The sequence below is a fragment of the Metabacillus litoralis genome (assembly GCF_003667825.1).
In the GTDB taxonomy this organism is placed as follows: Bacteria; Bacillota; Bacilli; order Bacillales; family Bacillaceae; genus Metabacillus; species Metabacillus litoralis_B.
This window is the reverse complement of sequence record NZ_CP033043.1, coordinates 4,361,597-4,385,582: the sequence shown is the minus strand read 5'-3', so window position 1 is coordinate 4,385,582 and position 23,986 is coordinate 4,361,597. Positions and strand designations below refer to the sequence as shown.

General features: G+C 36.0%; 23 protein-coding genes and 1 pseudogene. 4 read left to right on the top strand and 20 right to left on the bottom strand.

Annotation, left to right across the window (positions count from 1 at the left end; all coding sequences use genetic code 11):
• Window positions 1-17: 17 nt before the first annotated feature.
• The 9 genes from D9842_RS21490 to acpS form a co-directional block, all read right to left on the bottom strand.
• The gene (locus D9842_RS21490; RefSeq protein ID WP_121664244.1) at window positions 18-1,025 is read right to left on the bottom strand and encodes a PP2C family protein-serine/threonine phosphatase; all 1,008 of its coding nucleotides are present in this window, start codon (window positions 1,023-1,025) and stop codon (window positions 18-20) included.
• A gap of 10 nt (window positions 1,026-1,035) precedes the next feature.
• Window positions 1,036-1,437, bottom strand: a complete 402-nt coding sequence (locus tag D9842_RS21485) for an anti-sigma regulatory factor (RefSeq protein ID WP_098797601.1) — start codon at window positions 1,435-1,437, stop codon at window positions 1,036-1,038.
• Between the two features lie 3 nt (window positions 1,438-1,440).
• A complete protein-coding gene (locus D9842_RS21480) occupies window positions 1,441-1,803 on the bottom strand; it encodes an STAS domain-containing protein (RefSeq protein WP_098797600.1) in 363 nt (120 codons plus the stop codon).
• Between the two features lie 3 nt (window positions 1,804-1,806).
• Complete coding sequence (locus tag D9842_RS21475; protein ID WP_121664243.1) at window positions 1,807-2,637, bottom strand: STAS domain-containing protein; 831 nt, start codon at window positions 2,635-2,637, stop codon at window positions 1,807-1,809.
• Window positions 2,638-2,988: 351 nt separating this feature from the next.
• Entirely contained in the window at window positions 2,989-3,339 is a 351-nt protein-coding gene (ndoA, locus tag D9842_RS21470) for a type II toxin-antitoxin system endoribonuclease NdoA (protein ID WP_026562078.1), read from the bottom strand.
• Window positions 3,340-3,343: 4 nt separating this feature from the next.
• Window positions 3,344-3,625: a CopG family ribbon-helix-helix protein gene (locus D9842_RS21465; protein ID WP_098797598.1), complete on the bottom strand. Its 282-nt coding sequence runs from the start codon at window positions 3,623-3,625 to the stop codon at window positions 3,344-3,346.
• 410 nt (window positions 3,626-4,035) lie between these two features.
• Window positions 4,036-5,181: an alanine racemase gene (gene alr, locus D9842_RS21460; protein ID WP_121664242.1), complete on the bottom strand. Its 1,146-nt coding sequence runs from the start codon at window positions 5,179-5,181 to the stop codon at window positions 4,036-4,038.
• A 265-nt stretch (window positions 5,182-5,446) separates the two neighbouring features.
• Window positions 5,447-6,466 carry a LolA family protein gene (locus tag D9842_RS21455; protein WP_121664241.1) on the bottom strand — a complete coding sequence of 340 codons (1,020 nt, stop codon included), beginning with the start codon at window positions 6,464-6,466 and terminating at the stop codon, window positions 5,447-5,449.
• Between the two features lie 215 nt (window positions 6,467-6,681).
• The gene (gene acpS, locus D9842_RS21450) at window positions 6,682-7,047 is read right to left on the bottom strand and encodes a holo-ACP synthase (protein ID WP_121664240.1); all 366 of its coding nucleotides are present in this window, start codon (window positions 7,045-7,047) and stop codon (window positions 6,682-6,684) included.
• A gap of 133 nt (window positions 7,048-7,180) precedes the next feature.
• Here acpS and D9842_RS21445 point away from each other — a divergent pair.
• Window positions 7,181-7,774 (top strand): annotated as a pseudogene (locus D9842_RS21445) (rhomboid family intramembrane serine protease); the annotation flags it as partial.
• A gap of 170 nt (window positions 7,775-7,944) precedes the next feature.
• Here D9842_RS21445 and D9842_RS21440 read toward each other — a convergent pair.
• The 5 genes from D9842_RS21440 to D9842_RS21420 all read right to left on the bottom strand — a co-directional run bounded on the left by D9842_RS21440 (window position 7,945) and on the right by D9842_RS21420 (window position 14,283).
• Window positions 7,945-9,384 carry a PH domain-containing protein gene (locus D9842_RS21440; RefSeq protein ID WP_121664238.1) on the bottom strand — a complete coding sequence of 480 codons (1,440 nt, stop codon included), beginning with the start codon at window positions 9,382-9,384 and terminating at the stop codon, window positions 7,945-7,947.
• Window positions 9,374-9,853 (bottom strand): PH domain-containing protein, encoded by a 480-nt coding sequence (locus D9842_RS21435; RefSeq protein ID WP_121664237.1) that lies wholly within the window; start codon window positions 9,851-9,853, stop codon window positions 9,374-9,376. Before D9842_RS21435 ends, D9842_RS21440 begins: the two co-directional genes overlap by 11 nt.
• A gap of 164 nt (window positions 9,854-10,017) precedes the next feature.
• Window positions 10,018-10,983, bottom strand: coding sequence for a UV DNA damage repair endonuclease UvsE (gene uvsE, locus D9842_RS21430; protein WP_121664236.1), 966 nt, complete (start codon window positions 10,981-10,983; stop codon window positions 10,018-10,020).
• An 811-nt stretch (window positions 10,984-11,794) separates the two neighbouring features.
• Window positions 11,795-13,564, bottom strand: coding sequence for a sensor histidine kinase (locus D9842_RS21425; protein ID WP_121664235.1), 1,770 nt, complete (start codon window positions 13,562-13,564; stop codon window positions 11,795-11,797).
• Window positions 13,561-14,283 (bottom strand): response regulator transcription factor, encoded by a 723-nt coding sequence (locus tag D9842_RS21420; protein ID WP_121664234.1) that lies wholly within the window; start codon window positions 14,281-14,283, stop codon window positions 13,561-13,563. Before D9842_RS21420 ends, D9842_RS21425 begins: the two co-directional genes overlap by 4 nt.
• A gap of 159 nt (window positions 14,284-14,442) precedes the next feature.
• On the opposite strand from D9842_RS21420, the gene D9842_RS21415 reads away from it, so the two are divergent.
• Window positions 14,443-15,618 (top strand): DUF418 domain-containing protein, encoded by a 1,176-nt coding sequence (locus D9842_RS21415; protein WP_121664233.1) that lies wholly within the window; start codon window positions 14,443-14,445, stop codon window positions 15,616-15,618.
• Between the two features lie 43 nt (window positions 15,619-15,661).
• Here the strand turns inward: D9842_RS21415 and D9842_RS21410 are convergent, their stop codons facing one another.
• The 5 genes from D9842_RS21410 to D9842_RS21390 all read right to left on the bottom strand — a co-directional run bounded on the left by D9842_RS21410 (window position 15,662) and on the right by D9842_RS21390 (window position 21,819).
• On the bottom strand, window positions 15,662-17,170 hold the full coding sequence (locus D9842_RS21410) for a degradosome RNA helicase CshA (RefSeq protein WP_121664232.1): 1,509 nt from the start codon (window positions 17,168-17,170) through the stop codon (window positions 15,662-15,664).
• Window positions 17,171-17,543: 373 nt separating this feature from the next.
• Window positions 17,544-18,257, bottom strand: a complete 714-nt coding sequence (locus D9842_RS21405; RefSeq protein ID WP_121664231.1) for an alpha/beta hydrolase — start codon at window positions 18,255-18,257, stop codon at window positions 17,544-17,546.
• Between the two features lie 60 nt (window positions 18,258-18,317).
• Complete coding sequence (locus D9842_RS21400) at window positions 18,318-19,682, bottom strand: UDP-N-acetylmuramoyl-tripeptide--D-alanyl-D-alanine ligase (RefSeq protein ID WP_121664230.1); 1,365 nt, start codon at window positions 19,680-19,682, stop codon at window positions 18,318-18,320.
• Between the two features lie 110 nt (window positions 19,683-19,792).
• The gene (locus D9842_RS21395) at window positions 19,793-20,875 is read right to left on the bottom strand and encodes a D-alanine--D-alanine ligase (RefSeq protein ID WP_121664229.1); all 1,083 of its coding nucleotides are present in this window, start codon (window positions 20,873-20,875) and stop codon (window positions 19,793-19,795) included.
• Between the two features lie 218 nt (window positions 20,876-21,093).
• Window positions 21,094-21,819 carry a class I SAM-dependent methyltransferase gene (locus D9842_RS21390; protein ID WP_121664228.1) on the bottom strand — a complete coding sequence of 242 codons (726 nt, stop codon included), beginning with the start codon at window positions 21,817-21,819 and terminating at the stop codon, window positions 21,094-21,096.
• 298 nt (window positions 21,820-22,117) lie between these two features.
• Between D9842_RS21390 and D9842_RS21385 the strand changes: the two genes are divergently transcribed.
• Both D9842_RS21385 and D9842_RS21380 read left to right on the top strand, forming a co-directional pair.
• Complete coding sequence (locus D9842_RS21385) at window positions 22,118-22,699, top strand: LOG family protein (protein WP_121664227.1); 582 nt, start codon at window positions 22,118-22,120, stop codon at window positions 22,697-22,699.
• Between the two features lie 140 nt (window positions 22,700-22,839).
• Window positions 22,840-23,295 (top strand): divergent PAP2 family protein, encoded by a 456-nt coding sequence (locus D9842_RS21380; RefSeq protein WP_285842994.1) that lies wholly within the window; start codon window positions 22,840-22,842, stop codon window positions 23,293-23,295.
• Between the two features lie 55 nt (window positions 23,296-23,350).
• Here the strand turns inward: D9842_RS21380 and D9842_RS21375 are convergent, their stop codons facing one another.
• Window positions 23,351-23,956, bottom strand: coding sequence for a class I SAM-dependent methyltransferase (locus D9842_RS21375; RefSeq protein WP_121664225.1), 606 nt, complete (start codon window positions 23,954-23,956; stop codon window positions 23,351-23,353).
• Window positions 23,957-23,986: the final 30 nt, after the last annotated feature.

Sequence of the window (23,986 nt, the reverse complement as noted above, 5' to 3'; positions counted from 1 at the left end):
CCCCGTAAAAGATACTACTAAACCATTCTTCTAATAATTATTAACGTAAAATCATCCCTTAACTGGAAATCCTGCATTTTTTCAAAATGCCTGTAGATTTTTTCTACAATTTGCTGAGACGGAAGATCTATATTCTGATGAATTAAATCTGTAATTGCTGTTCTTTCAACAAACCCTTCGTCAGTCCTAGATTCTGTTACGCCATCTGATAATAGGACAACCATATCTCCAGGTTTAACATTCTTCTGATACTGCTTATACTTGTAGTTTTGATCAATCCCTAAAACAAGACCCTTAGCAGTGAGATCCTCAAACTCTCTGGTTGAGGAGTGGTAATAAAACCCCGGTTCATGCCCTGCTGAAGCATATGTGAATAGGTGATCGACTGTATTGTACATTCCGTAAAACATCGTAATAAACATGCTCGGATCTACATTGCGTTCAACCACTCTATTTAAATTCTCCAGGATTTGATTTGGATTTTTACGTGATTCCGGAAAACTATCCATCGCATATTTAATCATAGACATACACAATGCTGCCGGAATTCCTTTTCCAATAACATCTGCCACCGCGATACTTATTCCTTGTTCATCCTGAACAAAGTGATGATAATCCCCATTCATTTGCTTTGCAGGAACACTTATCGCTCCAATATCCAGAGAATCAATAGTAGGAACAGATGTCTCTAACAGTGTTTGCTGAACATTTGCGGCAATTTGGATTTCAGATCTAATCTCTAGCTGTTGGTCCCTCAAGCTCTGATGTTCTTGATAGGCTAATCCGTATCCCATCATCACCTCAAGCAGGAAGTCTAATGAAGATAAAACCTCTTGCTGTATATCAGGGAAAAGCTCTTGAAGAACTTTCCTATGTGTACTAATGATTTCTTCAGGTGGAATCTGATGTTCAATCGTTTTTCGACTGAATTTTTGTCCTTGATATAGTGCTGTTTCTGTTTGTTCATTTAAGTAATTTCTTAATAGCTCCGAATATTTTGTCTCAAGAAAATCACGATAATCCATTTATGTCCTCCTACCGAAGCCATTTCACCGCCTGAATATCTGTTCCTTCGCCCACAGTGGAAGAAATATCAAATTCATCCATTAGACGTTTGACTCCAGGCAAACCTGCACCTAATCCTCCAGAAGTAGAAAACCCATCTTCCATCACTTTTCGAATATCAGGAATTCCCGGTCCATTATCAATGGCTGTTATTTTTAAACCACTTTTCCCAAGGTCATTAATGCGCTCAATACGCATTTCTCCTTGCCCTGCATATAGATATATATTACGAGCTAGTTCGGATATAGCAGTAGTAATTCTCGCTTGATCCACTGTACCGAAGCCAAGCTCTTTTGCAACATTCCGACCAAGTTGGCGGGCTGCTACAATGTCCCATTCGGTGACAATTTTAACACAGGATTGGTTTTCCATTTTTTACTCCCCCAACTCCCGCTGTAATGTTTCAAGCCCTTTTTCTAGGTCTAAAGCTGTTTGTACATCCTCAAGCTGGATGCCTAACTCAATTAATGTAATGGCAACAGCAGGCTGTATTCCTGTTAATACAACTTTTGCTCCCATAAGCTTCGACATACTAATTACATCACCCAGGACCTTTGCGATGAAAGAATCGATAACATCAACTGATGTTAAATCAATAACAACCCCATTTGCACCTGTCTCATGTATCTTATGAAGAAGATCTTCCTGAAATTGTAGAGCTGTTTGGTCATCTAACTCCCACTGAATTGAGATAAGCAAACAATTATGAAGCTTTAAGATCGGTATTCTAGCATTCATTAGTTATTCCTCCAAGGATACGATTTGACGATTAGTCATTTCCAATGCAGATTCTATTCCTTTTTGAAGACTATTCTTTGTAATAACCTGACTTAAATCAATTCCCAGGTTGACAATTGTTTGAGCAATTTCTGGTCTTATCCCAACCAATAAACATTTTGCGCCAACTAATCTTACTGCTTCAGATGCCTGAATAATATGGTGAGCTACCATTGTATCAACAACTGGAACTCCCGTAATATCAATTAAAACAACCTCAGCGCGATGCTTTACAACACCTTGCAGCAAGTTCTCCATAATTCGTTTTGCTCTCTCAGTATCAATTGTTCCTACTAAAGGCATAACGGTAATATTATCAAAAACCGGTATAAGTGGGGCAGATAATTCTTGTAAAGCTATCTTTTGAAGAGAAACAGTACGCTCCCATGAAGATGCATATTGATAAAGAACTTCACTGTTAATTGGAGCAATCCACTTATCAAATGCCCAGACTAACGCCATTTTCTCCTCATCAGTGTTCTCAACTGTCATCAACTCAAATAAAAGCTTACTCATTTCTTGTAAACTTGTTGAAATAAAACGAAGAGACCATCCTAATTGAACAACTTTCTGTGAAAAATCTGATAGCTTACTATTAATCTCATCATCTGGATTTCTAAAATAATGTAATAGTATATTAATATATTCATTGCAAATATTTGTATATACTTGATCAGAAATAACGTTTGATACCTTCTGGTCATCTACGTTCTTCATTTTTTCTTCCCATTTTATAATCAGTTCTTCTCTATTTGTTTGAATAAATGTCAAAAATGGATTAGAATCTTGACTCATCGTTCTGTTACTCCTCCTTAAAATTCACGGTCAATATCATCGTTTTAATTATACAGATTTCTTTGGACAAAAAAAAGAAATACACAGAATACTCTTTTAAGCGCTACCTTGATTTACCTTTAGTAAGACAACCATGTATACATAGATACGATAAAACCATATACAAAAGAACCTTTCAAAACAAAAATAGAGACTCTGTTAAAACAATTGTTATTTTAAAAAGAATCACCTGTTCAAACAAAGGTCATCTGTCATCCGTCATCGTACTTACAAAGTCAAAAAAATAAAAAAGGATGCTTTTCGGGCAACCTTTTTAGTTTTTAAAACATATATTCTATTGTATAAGGATATTTAAAAATCGATAAGTCCTAAGCTTATTTGTAAGGCTTCATCAACTTTATCCATCATCTCATCATCAAGATGGGTAATTTTATCAGTAAGCCTTTGTTTATCAATCGTTCGAATCTGTTCAAGCAGGATAACCGAATCCCTTTCAAACCCGTAACGCTTAGCATCAATCTCAACATGAGTTGGCAATTTTGCTTTTTGAATTTGGGCCGTAATTGCCGCTATAATAACTGTAGGACTAAAGCGGTTCCCAATATCGTTTTGAATAATTAATACAGGACGTACGCCACCTTGCTCTGAACCTACAACTGGAGAAAGATCGGCAAAATAAACGTCGCCTCGTTTAACAATCAAATGATTAACCCCCGCTGACTAAGCGTTCAACGGTATGGTCAGCCTCAGATTCTGCCAAAAATGCTTCAGATGCAATATTCAAATTGATTTTTGCCATTTCCATGTAACCACGTCTCATAGACTCACGAATTTGGCGCTTTTTACGCTCACGAATATACATTTTTGTCGCTTGATAAATAAGCTCGTTTCTGTTCCCGTTCTCTTGTTTTACCAATACATCCAATTCTGATACTAATGCTTGAGGTAACTGAATTAAAATTTCTGTTGTTGCGCTGGATTCAGACACAAACATACACCTCCACCAAACTTACCATCCTATTATATTCATTCCAAATTTAATAATAACATTTACTTTCAAAGATGCAAAGTATTTTCACTAGAAAGCGGCATTTGTAAAGCCTTTTAGGCATAAATACATACAACTTTTCGATATTGAAGGGTCACTCTAATGACTATATGACTGTTTTACTCTTTTATCACAATTTTATTTAAGAAAAGCGCAAGCACCTTGCTAAAGCCCCGACTAGCATAAGACGCAAATGAATGGAAGACGCTCTTTGTCTTCAATTCATCTGTGGGCTGCTCTTTAACAGAGACACCAAACTGAAAATTTACCCTTCTCTATTATGGTCATGTAAAGGATTATTATTCATTTTTTTGATGACATTTGAAAAGTTTCTATTCGTTGGGCATATTTCATAAAAGAGGATTACTCACTTCAATTATACACTCATCTTTTATATACATACGGGGAACACGTGAAGTAATTGTACATGGCACCTCATAATTTATTGTATCCAGACGCTTTGCTATCTCATCAATCGTGATGTTCTCATGATCCTGCTTACCAATTAGCGTAACGTTTGTTCCTACAGGTATTTCATATGGAAGCTTGACCATACATTGATCCATGCAGATCCGACCTACCAAAGGTACACGCTTATTTTGAATAATTACTTCTGCATCTTTTAACTTTCTTATCCATCCATCAGCATAACCAATTGGTAAAGTTCCAATCCATTCATCTTCTTTAGCTTCATATGTTGCTCCATAACTGATTTTCGTCCCTTTTGTAACTTTCTTTACGTGAACTAATTTTGTTTGTAGAGAAAATGCCTCTTGTAGGGAAAATGGAAGTTCACTTTTCATCTCCGGTGAAGGAGATAACCCATACATAGATATCCCAAATCTGACCGCATTATATACCTTTGATGGAAATTTTAATCCTGTAGCACTGTTTGCACAATGAACGAACAGACGATGATTCGGTACGGTTGAAATCATTTTTTCAAATTTATCATATTGTGTTAGAAAATAAGATGAGTCATTTTCATCTGCTGTTGCGAAATGTGTATAAATGCCTTTAACATGAAAACGATTTGATTCTTCCGCAAAATTAAAAATGTCTATGAGTTCATTTTCATCCTGAACGCCAAGACGCCCCATACCTGTATCTACTTTTATATGAAGATCAATGAAATCTTGAATACAGCCTTCTGCTTCTTTTAGCCAAGTTAACGAAAATACAGTCACTGTTAGTTTATGTTTTTCAACAATGTCAACATCTGAGGCTCTAATGGCTCCCATCACTAAAATTGGTGCTTGTATACCTTGATTGCGTAATGATATTGCCTCATCTAAAAAAGCAACTGCAAGCATGGTTGCACCAGATTTTAATGCAGTCTCTGCTACTTGCTTAGCCCCATGACCATAAGCATTTGCCTTTACTACCGCAATTAAATGAACCTCTTCACCTATATATTGTTTCATTAAACGAACATTATGTTCAATTGCATCTAGATTTACTTCAACCCATGTATCACGAAAAAAACCCGGTTGCATTACTCCACTTCCTTACCTATATTGACTGTTAAGCAAACATATTAAGTTTGTACAGTTATCCAATTATTTTACTTTTATATTGTGATTATCTCGACTAAAGGACAGAATTGTCAAATTAATAGGAGTAAAAATATGAAAAAGGGGTAAATTAACCTTGGAAATTAGGAGTAACTCCTGGAACATATAAAAATCTTGCCTAAGTTGGGCAAGTTTCACAATGTGGAGAATGATAAAAAAATCGGGTGGATTCCCCACCCGAAAAGGATTATTTGGCTGTTTGCCCTTGTACAGATTTAGCAACCATTAACATCTCATCTTCTGTTAAATCTTCAGATGCTAACATATAATCTACTCCATCATGTGACCATGTTAATGTAGATTCTGACATAGCACCAATTGTGAAGCCTAAATCCGCCGGATAACCATCTACGTATGTTGATGTAGAAGCAGATGCAGGTGTTGCAATTTCAGCTGTTTCTTGAATAAGCGTAAATGACTTTTCTCCACCGAATGATAAAATAACACGTTTACCACTTTCAGTTTCAACTTCTGATTCCTCAAGTAGTTTCACACCGTTTGGTTGTTCTAAAGGATACTTAACAGCGAATGGTTCGCGGTCACCAGTAGCCATTGTTGGAACTTCAATTTGAGCACTTGACATATTTTTCTCTACATCAAATGAATTTTCATCAAAAGATGCATTAAATTCAAAGCTTGAGAATTCTACAACAACAAGTGGATTTCGGTCTGTATCCATCACCTTGACCATTGTTGGAGTTAAATCTTTCTTGTTAAATGTAATTTCTTGTGCAGGTAGCATTTTATTGTTTTGATAATTTGTTTTCGTTTCAAAAACATACTTATCTTCAGCAGCAGAAAACTTCGCTTCAGCATCTTTCAAAATATCACTTACTAAAGATTCATATAAATATGCCTGACTGCTATTTTGTGGCCAGTCACTTTGGAAACGGAAGCTTTTATTTAGTGCTGGAGTTAATACAAATACCCCTTCGTCATTACGCAAGATCATTTGACTTTGTTCTTTCTGCGAATTCTTAAGATTTACTCGGTAGTAAGAAGGATTTTTATGCCAAATTTCAATTTCATATTCCTGTGGATCACTACCTGTTTGAAGTGTCATCTTTCCTTTTGCCTTATACCCTGACATTTCATCAATCTTCTTTTCTAACGCCTGAACTACATCTGCCTGTGATTTTTCACCACATCCCGCTAGAACAAGTACTGTTAAAAGCCCTACTAATAATAACACAAAGCTTTTTTTCAACTTTTTCAACCCCTTTGCCTCATATAACGTTAAAAAGGAAGAAATGTTTTGCTAGATCTCATCTCATTCAACTACTAGACTCCGTTAAATCCGAGAACGCTGAAAGATGGATTCTTAAAAACAACTTGTCTTCCCTATCGCATTACCAAATATATGAGACAAACTTTCCGAATATGCAGACTAGCTATAAAATTATTCAAAAAGCATAGGGTCTTTTATTTACCTTCTATTATTACTTGAGCAGCAGCATATTGTCTTGAATGTGTAATTGATACATGAACAACAGAATCCCGGGCTGTATCCTTTAGAATTTCAATACTCGGCTTTCCTTTATCATCATTTGTTATTTCAATGTCTTGAAATCCAATCTCTTCCCCAATTCCCGTCCCTAACGCTTTTGAATATGCTTCCTTTACAGCAAAACGTCCAGCTAAAAACTCTACTTTTCTTTCCCTAGATAAAGTAGCAAACTTCTCAATTTCTTTCATTGTTAATATTCGCTTAATAAAACCTGGCTGACGATCAACAATTCTTCTAATGCGATCCAATTCAATGATATCTAAACCAATTCCTGTAATCATATGTATAACAACACCTTCCAAGCCTTAATAGTACTATTTCCTAGAACTCGTACATATTCGTGTTAGTATAAAAGCATACTTGAACACTAATGATTAAAACAACATATCAGAAATGATCCAAAGGAGGACATTTATGTTTACTAGAACAGAGAATTTCCGCACCTTTTTACAATTATATCCTATTGTTTCCATTATTGTTGGCATTCACATCTTATTTTGGGTTCTCTTTCAGGTGCCAATTCCTCAGTTACAAATATTATTGGGATTATTAGATGGCTTTAACGCGGGAATTGCAAATGGAGAGTATTGGCGACTAATTACACCAATCTTTCTTCATATTGGATTTGGCCATTTGTTTTTTAATACAATCTCACTTATTTTATTTGCACCTGCCCTTGAGAAGATGATTGGGAAAGCCAAGTTTATTCTTTTATATGTAGGTGCCGGAGTTATTGCAAGTGTTGCGACCTATATCATTGAGCCCCTTCAATATTCTCATATCGGGGCTTCTGGTGCTATTTTCGGTTTATTTGGAGCTTACTTATTTATGGTGTATTTCAGAAAAGGAATCATTGATCAAGCAAACACTCAAATTATTATTAGTATTTTAGTCATCGGTCTTATTATGACTTTTATCAATACAAATATAAATGTTGTCGCGCACATTTTTGGGATGATAGGCGGGTTTTTACTTTCACCTATTTTAATAAAAAAACCAAGACATTATTCTTATCAATCTTTTCACACACCTAACACAGCTCGGAAGACAAATGTTTTTTCTTTAAACCTCAGAACACTCTTTTGGATTATTTTCGGCATCCTAATTTTAATTGGATTGTTTTTTAGATTTTAGATTAGCGTAAAAAACAGACACAGCCGCTATATGGCTGTGTCTGTTTATTTTCCTGTTTCATAAGAATACCAAGAAATGATTTTGTCCGTATCCCGATCATCCATATCTTTGACGGGAAAGCTGTTTCCAACCAGTCCGGTTTTTATCGTACACTCAAATGTTTGGAGTGAATATTTCTTTTGGAAATAGGAGGTTTTCGTTTTCACAGACTGCAGACGATTTCGATAAACTAGAATATCTGTTTTAGACACCCTTCGAAATGCTAACTGCATCTGATCACCTTCTATATTCCAGCCTGCATCTTTATATGAATAGTACCCCCACACTAAACAAATTGGAATGAGAATAAGTGAAGTATATCCCCATGGTTGAAAAAAATAAATAAGCGGAAGTATTAATGCAATTGCAGGTAGCACTTTCCTTATCATATACCTTTTCTTTGATCTTATAGGTAAACGGTGCAACCGGCTATTTTGTTTAAATAATGGTACAAACTGTTCCATTAACATTGAAACTTCGTGCTTAGAGACAACCGGAAATAGAATTGTGGAAGTGCCCTCATCAACTGCACTACCTCCTGCACTTTCTATATAAACGGTTTTATAGCCAAGCAGTTGCCTTAGCGGGTTTTGCACAATTTTAATTGCTTGAATTCGTTTTAACGGAATGGATACTTGGCTTTTTTCAAAGATCCCTCTGGAAATCCTAATTTCATCTTCCTCTTTAACAACTGTAAAGTACGCATATTTTAATAACACACCAATAATACTTAAGATCCAAGCAATAAAAAAACCAATAAATACTAAAATGGCATACAAAGTAATACTTGCATGTGTAAGAAATTCAAATCGCTCAAAAATTTCCTCAAACGAGATCAATTCATCGAATTGCGATACAAAAGCAGCAACTGCTGAAATAATTACTCCTATTCCACTCGACGTAGATGCAGCAACTAAAAGATCTTTCATTTTCATTTTATAAACAGTCTGCTCTTGTGGAATTGTTTGATCTTCTTCTATTAGAGAAGGTTTTTTTATTTCCTGCTTATACTCCGCTAACACTTCTTGAATTCGGTCGGCATCTTGTTTTTTTATGGCAGATAAAACAGCTTCAGCTTCTATTCCAGTTCCAGCAGTTTCAACCTGGACCTTTACAAGTCGGAACAGTTGTTGAACAATCCCCGCACTAATATTAATCGTTTGAATTCGTTCAATCGGAATGTACCTTTTCTTTGTCACAAAAATTCCGTGCTTGATTCTCAATTCACCATCTTCAAACCAATATGTAAACTTCCACCACTCCAATATACTTGTTACAACAATAAGAAGGGCTAAACAGCATCCACCAATGATAAAATAAAGATCAAACCGATCATTACTACCAACAAAGAAGAAAACAATTGCAGGAATTATATATGACTTTATCATTCTTGCAAAGCTTAAAATCATCCCTACTGGGTGAATTCTTTTAGGCTCAAACATCATCGTCTGTCACCCTCGCCAACTTTGAGATATGATCCCGCATAAGATCTGCTTCTTCTAAATCTAATGCTGGTATCTCATGCTTAGTTGCAGCGGTAGAAATTTCGATTGAAGCTAATTTATATCTCCGTAACAAAGGACCTTGGTGAGTATCAACATGCTGAACCCTCACCATCGGGATTAATACTCTTTTTATTACAAAAAGTCCAAACTGCAAATCAATTTCATGTTCATGAACCTCATATCTCCAAACACGGTGCCTTACCCTCGGGATGACCAAAACACTGATGATTGTATAAACCACCCAAACAGCTGCAGCTAATCCTAGGAACCAATACGATAATTCCAGAAAATAAATACCTACTCCAATGGCGACTACAATGAGTAACCAAAAACCTGCACTAATTAAAGCACCCATCTTCCAAGCTGTTAATGCCTTTTTACTAATTTGATTTTTCGGCTGTTCTCTCAACCCTCTCTCTCCCTTTTTAAAAATTATAATGAAAATTACGTACTTGCTTGTGGAAAGCAGGCCGTTCCAACACTTGTTCTCTAGTATTTTCTAAATGAAAATAATCCCATTTATTATAGCATAATGGGATCTTTCTATTTGTTACCACCATGTAAATAATTCCTTTATTTTATCTTAAAGGATGATTGATCAATCCATTCAATTTCTGAATGAGACTTCAAATCGGACACTAACTGAAAAAGGGCATTATCCTTTTGCTTTGCTTCAATCATGCAATCAATTTGATCAATGCTTCCTTTTACAGTGTGTAAAAACGTTAGGAACATGTTTGGATCAATATAATCTGCATGTGCTCGAAAGTCCTTCTCATTTTTAGGGCTTGAGATATGCATTTTTATAGGAAGGGTAGATTCCTTCCAAGTTCCAACAATACGGTCCCAATGCTGTTCCCAATCAGGATCCTCATGGAAAGCTAAATGATGGTGGTAGTCAAACACCTGTGGAACACCAAGCTTTTCACATAAATAAAGAGCATCACTTAAGTCAAAGGTAGTATCATCATTTTCAAAGATAAGCATTCTTTGTAATGATAGTGGAATCAAACCCCAATTATGAATAAATTGCTCGAGTGATTTTAACTTGTCATCATATGCTCCACCAATATGAATCACACATCGATGCTCAGGATCTATCCCCATTCCTTTTAATAGCATCTCATGCATATGTAAAGTCTTTAAAGACATTTTCATAATTTCTTTTTGAGTAGAATTCAATACAACAAAATGATCGGGATGAAAGCCAACACGCATAGGATGTTTTTTAAGATACTCCCCTATTTCAGCTAAGGATTCATCTAAATTGCTCATGTATTTCCAATCTCGAAGTTCTTCATGATTAGCCAAAGGAATCAACTTTGAGCTAAAACGAAAAAAATGAATATCGTGTGCCACATTATGCTTTAGCAACCTTAAACAGTTTTGAATATTTGATTGAGCTATCTTTTCTAACTTCTCTATCGCAGCTTCCCTGTCCTTAATTTTTTGAAACTGTGTAAAAGTCATGGTTTGAGAGGGTGAGCAGTTTTGTAAGTTCATACTCATTGCCACATACCCTAACCGTACAATTGTCATGTTTGTCACCTCTTAAGGAATAGTGTGTAGGTATAGCTTGCCCTAAGTAGATATTTTGAGTAGGGGAGTTGGCTGTGGGGACGGTTTTTATTTGTGTAGAAACTTCTATTCTAACTGGGGTTTTGGTGGGAGGTGGACTTCATTCGGGTTATGAAGACCGGTGGCGCGCGATTTCTTGCAGGGGGTGGTCTTCATTCGGGCTATGATGACCGGTGGCGCGCGATTCTTTGCGGGGGGTGGTCTTCATTCGGGCTATGATGACCGGTGGCGCACGATTCTTTGCGGGGGGTGGTCTTCATTCGGGCTATGATGACCGGTGGCGCGCGATTTCTTGCGGGGGGTGGTCTTCATTTGACTTATGAAGACCGGTGGAGTGCGATTCCTTGACTGGGGGGTGGTCTTCATTCCGCTTATGAAGACCGGTGAGGCGCGATTTCTTGCGGGGGGTGGTCTTCATTCGACTTATGAAGACCGGTGGAGTGCGATTTCTTGCGGGGGGTGGTCTTCATTCCGCTTATGAAGACCGGTGGAGTGCGATTTCTTGCGGGGGGTGGTCTTCATTTGGCTTATGAAGACCGGTGGAGTACGATTTCTTGCGGGGGGTGGTCTTCATTTGGCTTATGAAGACCGGTGGGGCGTGATTTCTTGCGGCGGGTGGTCTTCATTCGGTTCATGAACGACACTACCCGCTCTTTCCTTACCTCTTTTGTCGTTCATCCCTCTCATGAACGACACTACTCTCTCCCCACTTACCGCATATGTCGTTCATCCAAACCATACCATCCCAATTCCCCCCAAACGAAACAATATACTACTCATCCTGCTCAACATGCTTAGCCTGAACAGGAAATCTAAGCTTAATAACCGTTCCTTTCCCAACTGCCGAGGTTACATGAATCTCACCATGGTGCAATTTGACGATTTCTTTTGCGATACTCATCCCTAGTCCTGCTCCATCAACTTTTTCCTCTGTGTTAGTTCCTCTAAAGTATCGGTCAAAAAGATTTTCTTGCATCTCTTCGTTCATACCAACACCCTGATCTTCAACTGTTATTTCTACAAATTGTGGTTCAATTGCCTTTTTGAGTGTCACAAAAATAGCTGTATCAGGAGGGTTATGTTTTATTGCATTCATAATTAAATTATCAAATATACGCTCAAACCATTTCCTTGAAATCTCAAGTTCTATGTTTTTAGCCTCTTCAACAAAAGAAATGCTCACATTTCCAAGCATTCGATCATTCTTATATTTCTGTACAACATCCTTAAGGAAGTCATTAAGTAATATTCTTTCCTTTAAATAATATAGAGAATTGTTTTTTAATTGAAAGGCTAATGAAAAGTCCTCCACAAGCCCAAGCATATATTCCCCTTTTTCTCTGATGACCTTGCCCATATCTTTTATTTCTTCATTGGACCAATCATATTTATCGCTTTCAAGTAAATGACCATATCCTTGAACAGATGCTAAAGGTGTTCTTAAATCATGAGAAATCCCTGTCATCCACTCTTCCCTTGTTTGATCCAGTCGTTTTCTTTCTTTTTCTGTTGAACTTAGTGTTTCCGCCATATTGTAGAAGGCTTGAAAAACTTCCTGATAAAGGCGATAACGTACTTTGACTTTTCCATTTTTACGAAAAATTCTTTTCCTTTCATCCTCAGTAAGAACTTCCTGATATTGACCATGTTCCATTCGTTCTAGCCAACTAGTAAAAATGATGATTGGACGACCGTATCTAAACCCGTGCCATACAGCAATACTAATCGTAATTAACAGAATAATGATCCCAACTATAGTAAATGCAATTAAGATGTCACGATAAAATGATTGCTCAGCATAAGCTTCTTTCATATTATTTTTGGAGTGAAGAACCCAAGTTCGATTTGTCTTCTGATCATGGATAACTGTTACCCTTGTTTTATATAAACCTGGGGCCGTTTCTCTTGTGAGAATTTCAATTGGTTTATAGTATTCAATGTCAAGGTCTTTCCCAAAAGATTGAACTACTTTTCCTTGCTCATTCACTAAGTGAAGAGTATTGGATTTACCCATTTCCTTCTCTAATAAGCTTGCCTTGCTTTTATCCACTTCTCCATTTTGACTATATTTTTCAATAAGTTTCTGTAACTGTTCATATGTCATGTCCCTAAAACCTAATAAATAATAATAAGGCTCGTTATAGCTAATCGTATCTAATTCAGTGTAAACGGAGTAACCTTTAAAACGCTGGTCTTCTTCTATTTTTAATATTTCACTTAATGTATAGGAATCTTTTATATCTGGTGGTTTATTACTGGATGCAATTTCTTTTCCATTTTCATCAACAATTTGAAACCACATATCTTTTTTTTGCAGCTGTTCTTCCCACCCTTCACTAATGCTTGCTTTGCCATCAGTGATTGAAGTTTCAGTAGAAATTGATTCTAATGCACCTGTCGGGAAGCTCCTTTTCAAATCTTCTGTGGAAATAAACCAGATTAATAAGATTAATAGTGCCACGAAAATGGTGCTGATTAATAAGGTAATCCCTATATATTGTAGTAGAAAGTGAAAGGTCAGCCTTCGCTTTACAACTCTCACACATCTTTCTCCTTCACAAGCTTATAGCCTAATCCACGAACAGTTTTTAAATATTTAGGATTACTTGGATCTTCTTCAATTCGCTCTCTTAGCTTATGAATATGGACAGTAACTGTATTGTCGTCAACAAATCGGTCATAACCCCAAACTGTTTCAAGTAATTGTTGCTTAGAAATGACAATATTAGGATTTTGACAGAAATAGATTAATAGTAAAAAAGCCTGTGCAGGACACGGGACAACCTTTCCCTTTACAAGTAACTCCCCTGCATCTACATCCACTACAAAGCCTTTATAATCATAGCTATTACCTGACTTCACTTGATCATTAAACGAGGTCCTTTCAGATAAAGTTCTTCTTTTCAATGTTGCTTTTATTCTTGCTGCAATTTCAAGTGGATTAAATGGCTTCGTCACATAATCATCTCCACCAATTGCAAAACCTGTTAACACATCTAAATCAGACACTTTTGCAGTTAGAAATAAAATATAGGCATTAGAAATATCTCTTATTTTTGGACATAAATCAAAGCCCGATAAGTCCGGAAGCATAACATCTAGAACGATATAATCAATATCTTGCTGCTGAACAATTTCCAGCGCTTCTCTGGCTGTATATGCTTTAAAAATATTTATAAACCCTTCTTTATTCAGGACCATTTCAACCATCTTCACAATGGATGTTTCGTCATCTACCAATAAAATATTCGCTTCTTGCATTCAATCTCACCTCAACCCGATCGTATCATACAAACATTACCAAAACATTAATTTCCTTTTTGAACAATTAAGTTATTGTTAATCTCTAGGTTTCTTTAAATTAAGAAAAAAGAATTATAGTGAATTGACATAAATAAACAAATGAAAAGGAGAAAAATCATGAAGGAGAGCATAACTAGAATAACATTTATCGATGCCTTGAGAGGAGCTAGTCTTTTTGGCATCTTACTTCCTAATATTTTAATTTTTCAATTTGGAATGTGGGGCAAGGATGAAATACATTTATATAATCTTTCGAACTCAAATACTGTTGCTTATCAGTTTATAAAAATTTTTATAGAGGGGAGCTTTATGCCGATCTTCACCTTTTTATTTGGGTATTCCATGGTTAAAATGAAGGAAAAACTTGAGGCTCACCATCTTAAATTCAAACGATATTTTGTAAGGAGATTTCTTATGCTCCTGTTGCTTGGCATTTTACACAGTACCTTTTTGTGGGAAGGCGATATTTTAACTTTTTATGGTATGATGGGGTTTTTCTTATTACTCTTTTTAAATCGTCGTATGAAAACCATCTTTATTTGGGCAATCATCTTATTGTGCTTAACACCACTAATTGGTTATGGACAACTAGAAGAAACAAAACAAGAACAAGCTCAAATGGAAGAGTATGTTTCAGATACAATCCAAACCTACAGTTCGGGCTCATACACAGAAATTATGGATCATCGAAACAATGAATTACCAATGGATGTTTCACCAGGCTTGCTCATATTCATTTTGGCTTTTATTCCATTTATGTCTGCACCGCTTTTTTTATTTGGTATATACAGTGCAAAAATGGGTCTCTTTACACAGCCAGCACTCGAAAAAAGGCAATATCTCCTTGGTATGATCCTTGTTCCTGTTGGCTTATTATTAAAAAGTTTTAACATTTTCTTGCCTGACTTTAACTGGTCTGGGGTCCTTGGCATGCTAGGCGCTAACCTGCTGTCTCTTGGTTATATCTTTTTATTCGCCTTCCTATTTCATTTTTTAAAAGGAAATAAATTTCAGAATGCATTCGCCAATGTTGGGAAGCTTTCTCTTACAAATTATTTAATGCAAACTGTTATTTGCACAACCATTTATTACGGATATGGGTTTGGTCTGTTCGGTCATACGAACTTGTTCACCGGCATCCTTTTGGCTCTTTGTATTTTTTGTCTACAAGTAATTTCCAGTACGTTTTATTTAAAGATATCATCGCAAGGACCAGTTGAAAGAGTACTTCGCGTTGTTACAAATTTTTCTTTTAAGTCAACACTTAAAAAGAAAGAAACGATTTCGCTTTAAATATGCAAAAAAGCCGATCCTATTTAGGTCGGCTTTTTCGATATTATTTTGAGTTTGAGTAACGGCGTTTATTATTACCGCCTTGACCACTTTTACCACCACGATCACGGTCACGGTCACGGTTACCGTATGATGAACGATTCTTTTGTCCACCACCGCCGCCGCCGCGATTGTAATCACCTTTTCTTCTATTGCTAGAAGAGCGGCCACCTTTGTTTTTAGATCTTGAGTATAACGGAGCTTCTTCTGTTAGTTTAACCTCAACAGCAGTTGGCTCTTTAGTCATAAATTTAATTGCAGCAGCTACTACATCTTGTGCATCGAACTCTTCAAGAAGCTCTTCTGCTGTACGCTTGTAGAAAGAAAGGTTTTCACCTTCAATGATTGAGCGGATTTTTTCCACTGTCATTTGTTGTTGACTTTCAATTGCCTCATCAACAGTAGGTGGCTTCATACGATCCATTTTGCGTTTTGTTGTACGCTCAATGTTTTTAACAATGTCTAATTCTCTAGGTGTAACGAAAGTCATCGCCATACCTGTTTTACCTGCACGACCTGTACGTCCAATACGGTGAACATAGCTTTCTGGATCTTGAGGTACATCAAAATTATAAACATGTGTAACACCTGAAATATCTAGTCCACGCGCTGCAACGTCTGTTGCAACTAGTACTTCAATTGCACCTTCTTTAAATTTACGTAGAGTAGACATACGTTTAGCCTGTGTTAAGTCTCCATGAATACCTTCAGCTGTATAACCTCTTAACGTTAATGCTTCAGATAATTCATCAACACGACGTTTTGTACGACCAAAAACAATCGCAAGTTCAGGAGATTGAATATCAAGTAATCTTGTTAAAACATCGAATTTCTTTCTTTCGTGTGTTTCAAGGTAATATTGTGTAATATTTGGAACTGTCATTTCTTTTGCTTTTACTTTTACAAGCTCAGGGTCTTTCATAAATTTCTCTGCGATACGACGGATTGGATCCGGCATTGTTGCTGAGAAAAGTAATGTTTGACGATCCTCTGGTACATTAGAAAGAATGGATTCAATGTCCTCAATGAAGCCCATGTTTAACATTTCATCTGCTTCATCTAATACTATCGTATGAACGCCGCTTAAACGTAAAGTTTTACGATTAATATGGTCTAATAAGCGTCCAGGTGTTCCAACGATAATATGTGGATTTTTCTTTAATGAACGAATTTGTCTGTTAATATCTTGACCACCATAAATCGGAAGAACACGAGAGCGTTTGTGATAACCGATTTTGTAAAGCTCTTCTGATACCTGAATAGCAAGTTCACGTGTTGGAGCAACAACAACAGCTTGAATGTTGTTACTTTTCACATCAATCTTTTCAATAAGCGGAATACCAAATGCAGCTGTTTTACCAGTACCTGTTTGCGCCTGTCCAATAACATCCTTCTTTTGCAAACCTAACGGGATCGTTTGTGCTTGAATTGGTGATGGTTCTTCAAATCCCATTTTACTTATTGATTCCATCAATGACGTACTTAAACCTAAATCTTGAAACGTTAATGTCAATGTATTCATACTCCTTCTATATCGTTTGCTGTAAATATTTACAGACCTTATAGGTAATCTATATCGTATTCATAATGAAACGATGTTTAAATGAATCCTATATGCTCGGGGATCAGCCAAGCTTAATGTAGATTATCAACTGTTGTGTCATCATGAAAAACAGTCAGATGTTTAAAAAACCGGCAAGGATATGCCTGCTCTTCTTATACTACCCACACTTAGAAGATAGTAAAACCGTTCTGATTATTTGCCAACAAAAAATGCCCTTATTTCAACAAGGGCAGCAGTTTACCTTATTTAAAGCCCGCAAACACTTTAAATGTAATCATACCACTACCGGTTTCTTATTTCAACTTAATGTCAGAACAGCTTGCTAACTATAAATAGCACTTTCCTCATGTTGATTTCCTAAAAAGCGTTCAACATATTCCTTTAAATCCTCGTAATCATCACCATGACAAACATGGTGTTTAGAGCATGGGAGTAAGTGTAGTTCTTTTTGTTTAGAGGGAATAGTGTTGTACAAATAAAAAGCACTTTTAACCGGAACTATTCCATCACATTCACCTTGAACAATTAATACTGGCATGTTTAATTTCTGAATGTAGGGCTTTATTTCTTTCACTAACTTTCTAAATTCAATAGTTGACGATAAAGGTGTTTCGACTATCTTTTTCTTATACCGGTTAAATAGTTCATTATTATTAATTTTCCCACCAAATAAATCTTTTATCATATTTTTTACATCCACTGCTAATTGTTTAGGATTCACATAATAAACAGCAGCACTTAATAGAACCAACTTTTTCACTTCGTATTTAGCAGCTAAATACGAAGCAATAACCCCTCCCATTGAAAACCCAATAACATAGACCTCATCCACCTCTTTCATTAATAAAAGAAGTTCTTGTTCAGCATGAGAAATCCATTCTTTATATGTATGCCCTTTTAATGAAAGAGTTACTCCATGTCCAGGGAGAGTGGGAACTTTTACAATCCAATCAGTTTGTTTTTTGATATAGCTGGCAAGTGGTTCCACCTCATAAGGTGCTCCGGTGAAACCATGAATAAAGAGACATCCTTTCAAATGATAGAAACCTCCTTTACCGTTCAACTGGAAGGGATACACGCCTTAATCCCTTCCCTCTTACACAAATGAATTTACGACTTCTTCAAGCTTCATTCCTCTTGAGGCTTTTACAAGTACAATATCCTTTTCCTTCACAATTGACTGAAGATGCTTAATTAATTCATCCTTATGATCATAATGATGAACTGCATCAACCGGTTGATTTTCTTTTGCACCTTTTGCAATTTCTTTACCAAGTTTTCCATAAGTGAAGATGTGGGAAATATTATTTTGCTTTATTTCTCTCCCTACTTGTTGGTGATATTCTACTTCATCATCACCTAATTCAAGCATATCACCTAAAACGACAATCTTTTGATCAAAACCTTTTAAATTTTCGATAAGATCAATTGCCGCTAACATTGAAGTAGGACTTGCATTATAAGCATCATTAATGATTGATGCTCCATTTTTAGCTTGAATTAACTCCAAACGCATCCCAGTCAATTTCATGGACGAAAATCCCTTTTTTATTGCATCCTTTTCAATACCATAATGATCAGCAACCGCATAGGCTGCTAAAGCATTCCACACATTATGTTTTCCAAGTACAGGAATAAAGTATTCCTCATTATTCACTTCAAATAATGTTCCAGTTGGTTCTTGAATAATTTTTGAAGGAAAATAATTGTTAGAACTTGCTTCTCCAAAAGTAGCTGTTTTTAAAGACAGTCCTGGCACTCTCTCTTGTAAAAGTGGTTCATCGCCGTGATAAATAAATAATCCGTCTTTTTTTAAGCCTTTAGTAATCTCAAGCTTAGCTTCTGCAATTCCTTCTCTAGATCCTAAATCCATTAAATGAGCTTCACCGATATTTGTAATGACCGCAACATCCGGATGGGCAATTTCAGATAATAGTTCAATTTCTCCTTTACCACTCATCCCCATCTCTAAAACGGCTATTTCTGTATCCTCACTCATACTTAAAACGGTTAATGGTAAACCTATATGATTATTAAAGTTCCCTTGTGTTTTATGTACTTTATATGTTGTTTCTAAAACGGCTGCAACCATGTCCTTTGTTGTTGTTTTACCGTTACTACCTGTAATACCGACAATTTTCAGATTAGGTAATTCATTAATATATGCTGTTGCAAAAGCTTGTAGTGCCACTAAAGTGTCTTCAACTAAAATTAATGGCACTTCTTTTGGAGGGTTTTTTTCGGATTTCTGCCATATAACTGCTTTTGCTCCATTACTTATTGCTTTGTCAACGAACTCATGCCCATTGAACACGTCACCAACAAGCGGAAAAAATAAGTTATCTCTTTCAACTTTACGTGAATCAGTTGTTACGCCTGAAATTTCAACATGTTGATATTTTTCTTCTAGTCCTTCTCCATTCACCATGTTTTGTACATCAAGTAGTGTTCTTGTAATCATTAAATCCTCTCCTATTTAAGGAATCTTATGTGCTAAAGAAAAAAGGAACTGATTTATGCCATATTCAGTTCCTTTTTAAATATAATTAAGAATTTCATAAGCTTAGTTGATTAAAAAGAATGTTTAATTTGTTGCTTTTGTTCATAGCGCTCCAATGCAAGGTCAACAAGCTTTTCTATTAGTTGAGGGTATTCAAGGCCCGAATGCTTCCACATTAGCGGGAACATACTATATGGAGTGAAACCAGGCATTGTATTAACCTCATTAATAAGAGCCTTGCCGTCTTCAGTTAAGAAAAAATCAGCGCGAACTAGGCCTGATCCATCTATTGCCTTAAATGATGTGATGGCCATTTCTTTAATCATTTCATATTCCTCTTTAGTTACGTTACCTGGAATGATTAAATCTGTTTCTCCATCTTCATACTTTGCTTTATAATCATAGAATTCCACTTTAGGAGCAATTTCACCGACTACTGAGCATTCCGGATGATCATTACCAATAACGGCAATTTCAATCTCTCTTCCTACAATCGCTTCTTCAATAATCACCTTACGATCGAACTCAAATGCTTCCTTAATGGCCGCTTCTAAGCTTTCTCTATCTTTACATTTATTAATGCCAACACTTGATCCTAAATTTGCAGGCTTTACAAAGCATGGATAACCTAATTCAGCTTCGATTTCCTCATATTTGGCAGCTGGTGATTGCACATAATCACTTTTTATAAAAGATACATATTTTGCTTGAGCTAAGCCAGCTTGTGCAAATAAATTCTTCATGACAACTTTATCCATACCAGCTGCAGATGCTAATACACCATTCCCTACGTATGGAATATTTAATAATTCAAGTAATCCTTGAACCGTTCCATCTTCACCATTTGGTCCATGTAGCAACGGAAAGATCACATCAATTTTTTCCTGCTCCTCAACCTTTGCAGGAAATAACTCAGTATTTAATGTAACGGGTGAAATAGAATCTCCGTTCTCCTGCAATCTTAATGTACTTACTTCTTTTACAGGAGCATCTAATGCCTTCCCTCTTACCCATTCTCCATTTTCTTTAATGTATATAGGATGTATGTCAAATTTACTCATATCCAGTGCATTGATAACGGCTAGGGCTGTTTGCAAAGAAACATTGTGCTCTGCAGATTTCCCACCATAAATTAAGCCTAACTTCATTTTCATCCGGATTTTCCTCCTCAGCTCTTTCATCATTCTTATTTTATCACTTTAGGGCAAAATTGTTATTAACGATTCCTTATTTCTGTTATAAGTTTTCGAACATTTTCTATTTTTTTTGCCCATTTGTTCTATCATACGATAGGATTTCAATTTCGTTTCTGTCTTTAAGAAGGATGAATTGCTTGAACTAAGGAGGGTTCAGTATTTCTACTATGTATTTGTTATTTTTCTCCTATAAATGTGAATACCTTTTTATCGGATGGTTTAGTTGATTCTGTTGTTGAGTAGTTGCTATACATTTTGACATTAGTAAATCCAATTCTCTCCAAAATCAACTTGAATTCTTTTATTCCATACCATATAAAGGGCTGTAATTTTTGCTCTTTTTCAATCATCCTTCCTTCTTTTATCCGTTCAACTGATAACAAATATGTTGTTGATTGTTCGAGCATATCTAGCTTGATTAATTGTTTTTCACAAACATATAGATCACTCATAAATTCTTGAACCATACTATGCTTTTGCTGAACAAGAAATTCATCCTGTATAAAAAGATCAACAATAATGGTGCCCTTACTTTTTAGATGATCATAGACATTTTTTAAAAGTTTTATTGAATTAAGTCTTTCTTCTACAGCTAAGACAGACCCAAAAGGGATAATAATGGCGTCGTAACGAGTAGATTTTTTAAACTCATTCGGGCTCAATTGATAGATGGTCGCAGTCTGATTTAACTCCTCACATTTTTGCTTACAAGCCTCCTCTCCTTTCTTTGAATCCACCAGACCCTCCATTTGGATGCCATGATTCAAAAGATCAGGAAGAAGGAATAAATGACTTTGACCTATCTCAAGAATTTTGCCCTTTTTATTAATTAATTGTTGTTCATAAAAGTCTAACGCACTTTTTAATTCATATTCTTGAATATATGCTTCTTGCGCCTCCATTACAAACCACCTGAGATCTAATTTCACTATCATCTCTCCTAAAATAATTCTGTACGTATCTAAGGTCCCACTTATACAAGAAATTTATGTAAATTCAAACTGAATTAAGAAGCTTCATTTCATTTCTGTCATTATCACCATGAACATAAGTTCTTTATAAAGATGTTGTAAATTCCAGTACTTTTTATTTTCAAATAATGAAAAACCATCTAAACTAAAATAAGATGTATATTTTTCATTTAAAAGAATAGTCCTTTTTTACAACCCTTTTCACACACTTACTCAAGGAGGGGATAACATGAAAAGAATTTGTGTTTTTTGTGGATCTAGTCCAGGTGCTTCAGATTTATATTCAGAGGATGCAGCAAAACTTGGTACTCAATTAGCTAAAGAGGAAATTACGCTTGTATACGGTGGATCTAAAGTAGGTATTATGGGTGTAGTAGCGAATGCAGCTCTGCAAGCGGGCGGAGAAGTGATTGGCGTTATACCTAAAATGCTAATGGACCGTGAACTTGCCCACCCTGGTCTTTCTGAGCTTATTATTGTTCATTCCATGCATGAGCGTAAGGCAAAAATGGAAGAGCTATCAGATGGGTTTGTTGTTTTACCAGGTGGACCTGGGACAATGGAGGAATTTTTTGAAGTTTATACTTGGGCTCAATTAGGAGAGCATAGAAAGCCAATTGGCATGATGAACAGTAACCATTATTACGATAAGCTTCTTGCTTTCTTTGACCATATGATTCAAGAACAATTTTTAAAGCCTCAATATCGATCAATGGTTATTGTAGATTCTGACCCCGAGCAATTGATCCAGAAATTTCGTTCTTATGAACCTCCACTGTTAACAAAATGGATTACTCCACAACAAACATAGAAGGCTTTTGTCTTCTATGTTTTTCTTCACTAAAACTTTTTTATGATCCTTTGATACAGATTCATTCACATAACATTTTTTAAGCATCATTGTATATAGAATTTATTTTGTTAAAGACTATATACATAGAGGTGAGAGAAATGAATCGAGGAATCTGGACAGCTTTATCTGCCATTGGAATCGCACAAGGGCTTAAAATTTTTACACATAAAAAAGAAAACAATGTTTGGGACTGGCGTCCGATTTTCCAAACAGGTGGCATGCCAAGTTCTCACTCAGCCGGTGTATCTGCTTTGGCAACATATGTTGCAACGAAAAAGGGGTTTAATTCCACTGATACTGCATTAGCTGTTATCTTTGGAATTATTGTTATGTATGATGCACAAGGTATTCGTCGACATACAGGCGAAATCGCAAAGATTGTAAATGATATTGATGCAGACATTGAGGTATTATCCGGACATATGCCCGGTTTATTTCATGTAAAGCAGGAAAAGGAATTAAATGAGCTTCTAGGTCATCAACCTGCTGAAGTTGCTGGGGGAGCCCTTTTAGGTATACTAATCGGTATGGTAAGTAGCATGATGGAAAAATAAATTCAGAATAAAAAAATCATGAGTGAATGGCTTGTTTCCTTTCACTCATGATTTTTTATCCCTTCTTAACGGCTGTTACACAAACTGCTAATTCTGGATGTATTCGCTTATAAAAGATGTTTATTTCAGAAAAACCACAATCAGAAAGGTTCTTGTAGATTTGATTCGCAAACATCCTTGTTTTTATAGAACTGGCATTTTCTTCTCTAGGCTGCATTGTAATAGCAATTTTTCCTCCTATTTTCATTACCTGATGGAGACGTTGTAATCCTCTTTCAGGATGGGACCAAATTGTATAATTGTTCACTGTGACAACTTTATCGTATTTTTCCTCATCCAACCTTACTTTCTCAACATCACCTAGCATAAGAGTCACTTGTCCACTCTCAACATAATTCCCTAGTCTATGTTCCGCCTGGGCTTTCATCGTTTTCGAAACATCAAGACCGTCAATCTTAATCGTTCTATTGGCTTTTAACATGTACTCTATACACTTTCCTGAACCATAGCCAACCTCAAGAATACGATCACTACCATCTATATGTAAATGAGAAAGAGTCCATTTGTTTAACTTCTTATTTTCCATTGCCATAATGATTCCAGCCACTCTTCCAAGTAAGCCGTTAGGAACACTAAATTGTTTTTTAAACGAATTAATCATGTTTTGGCACCCCGGTATCGTTTTTCACTA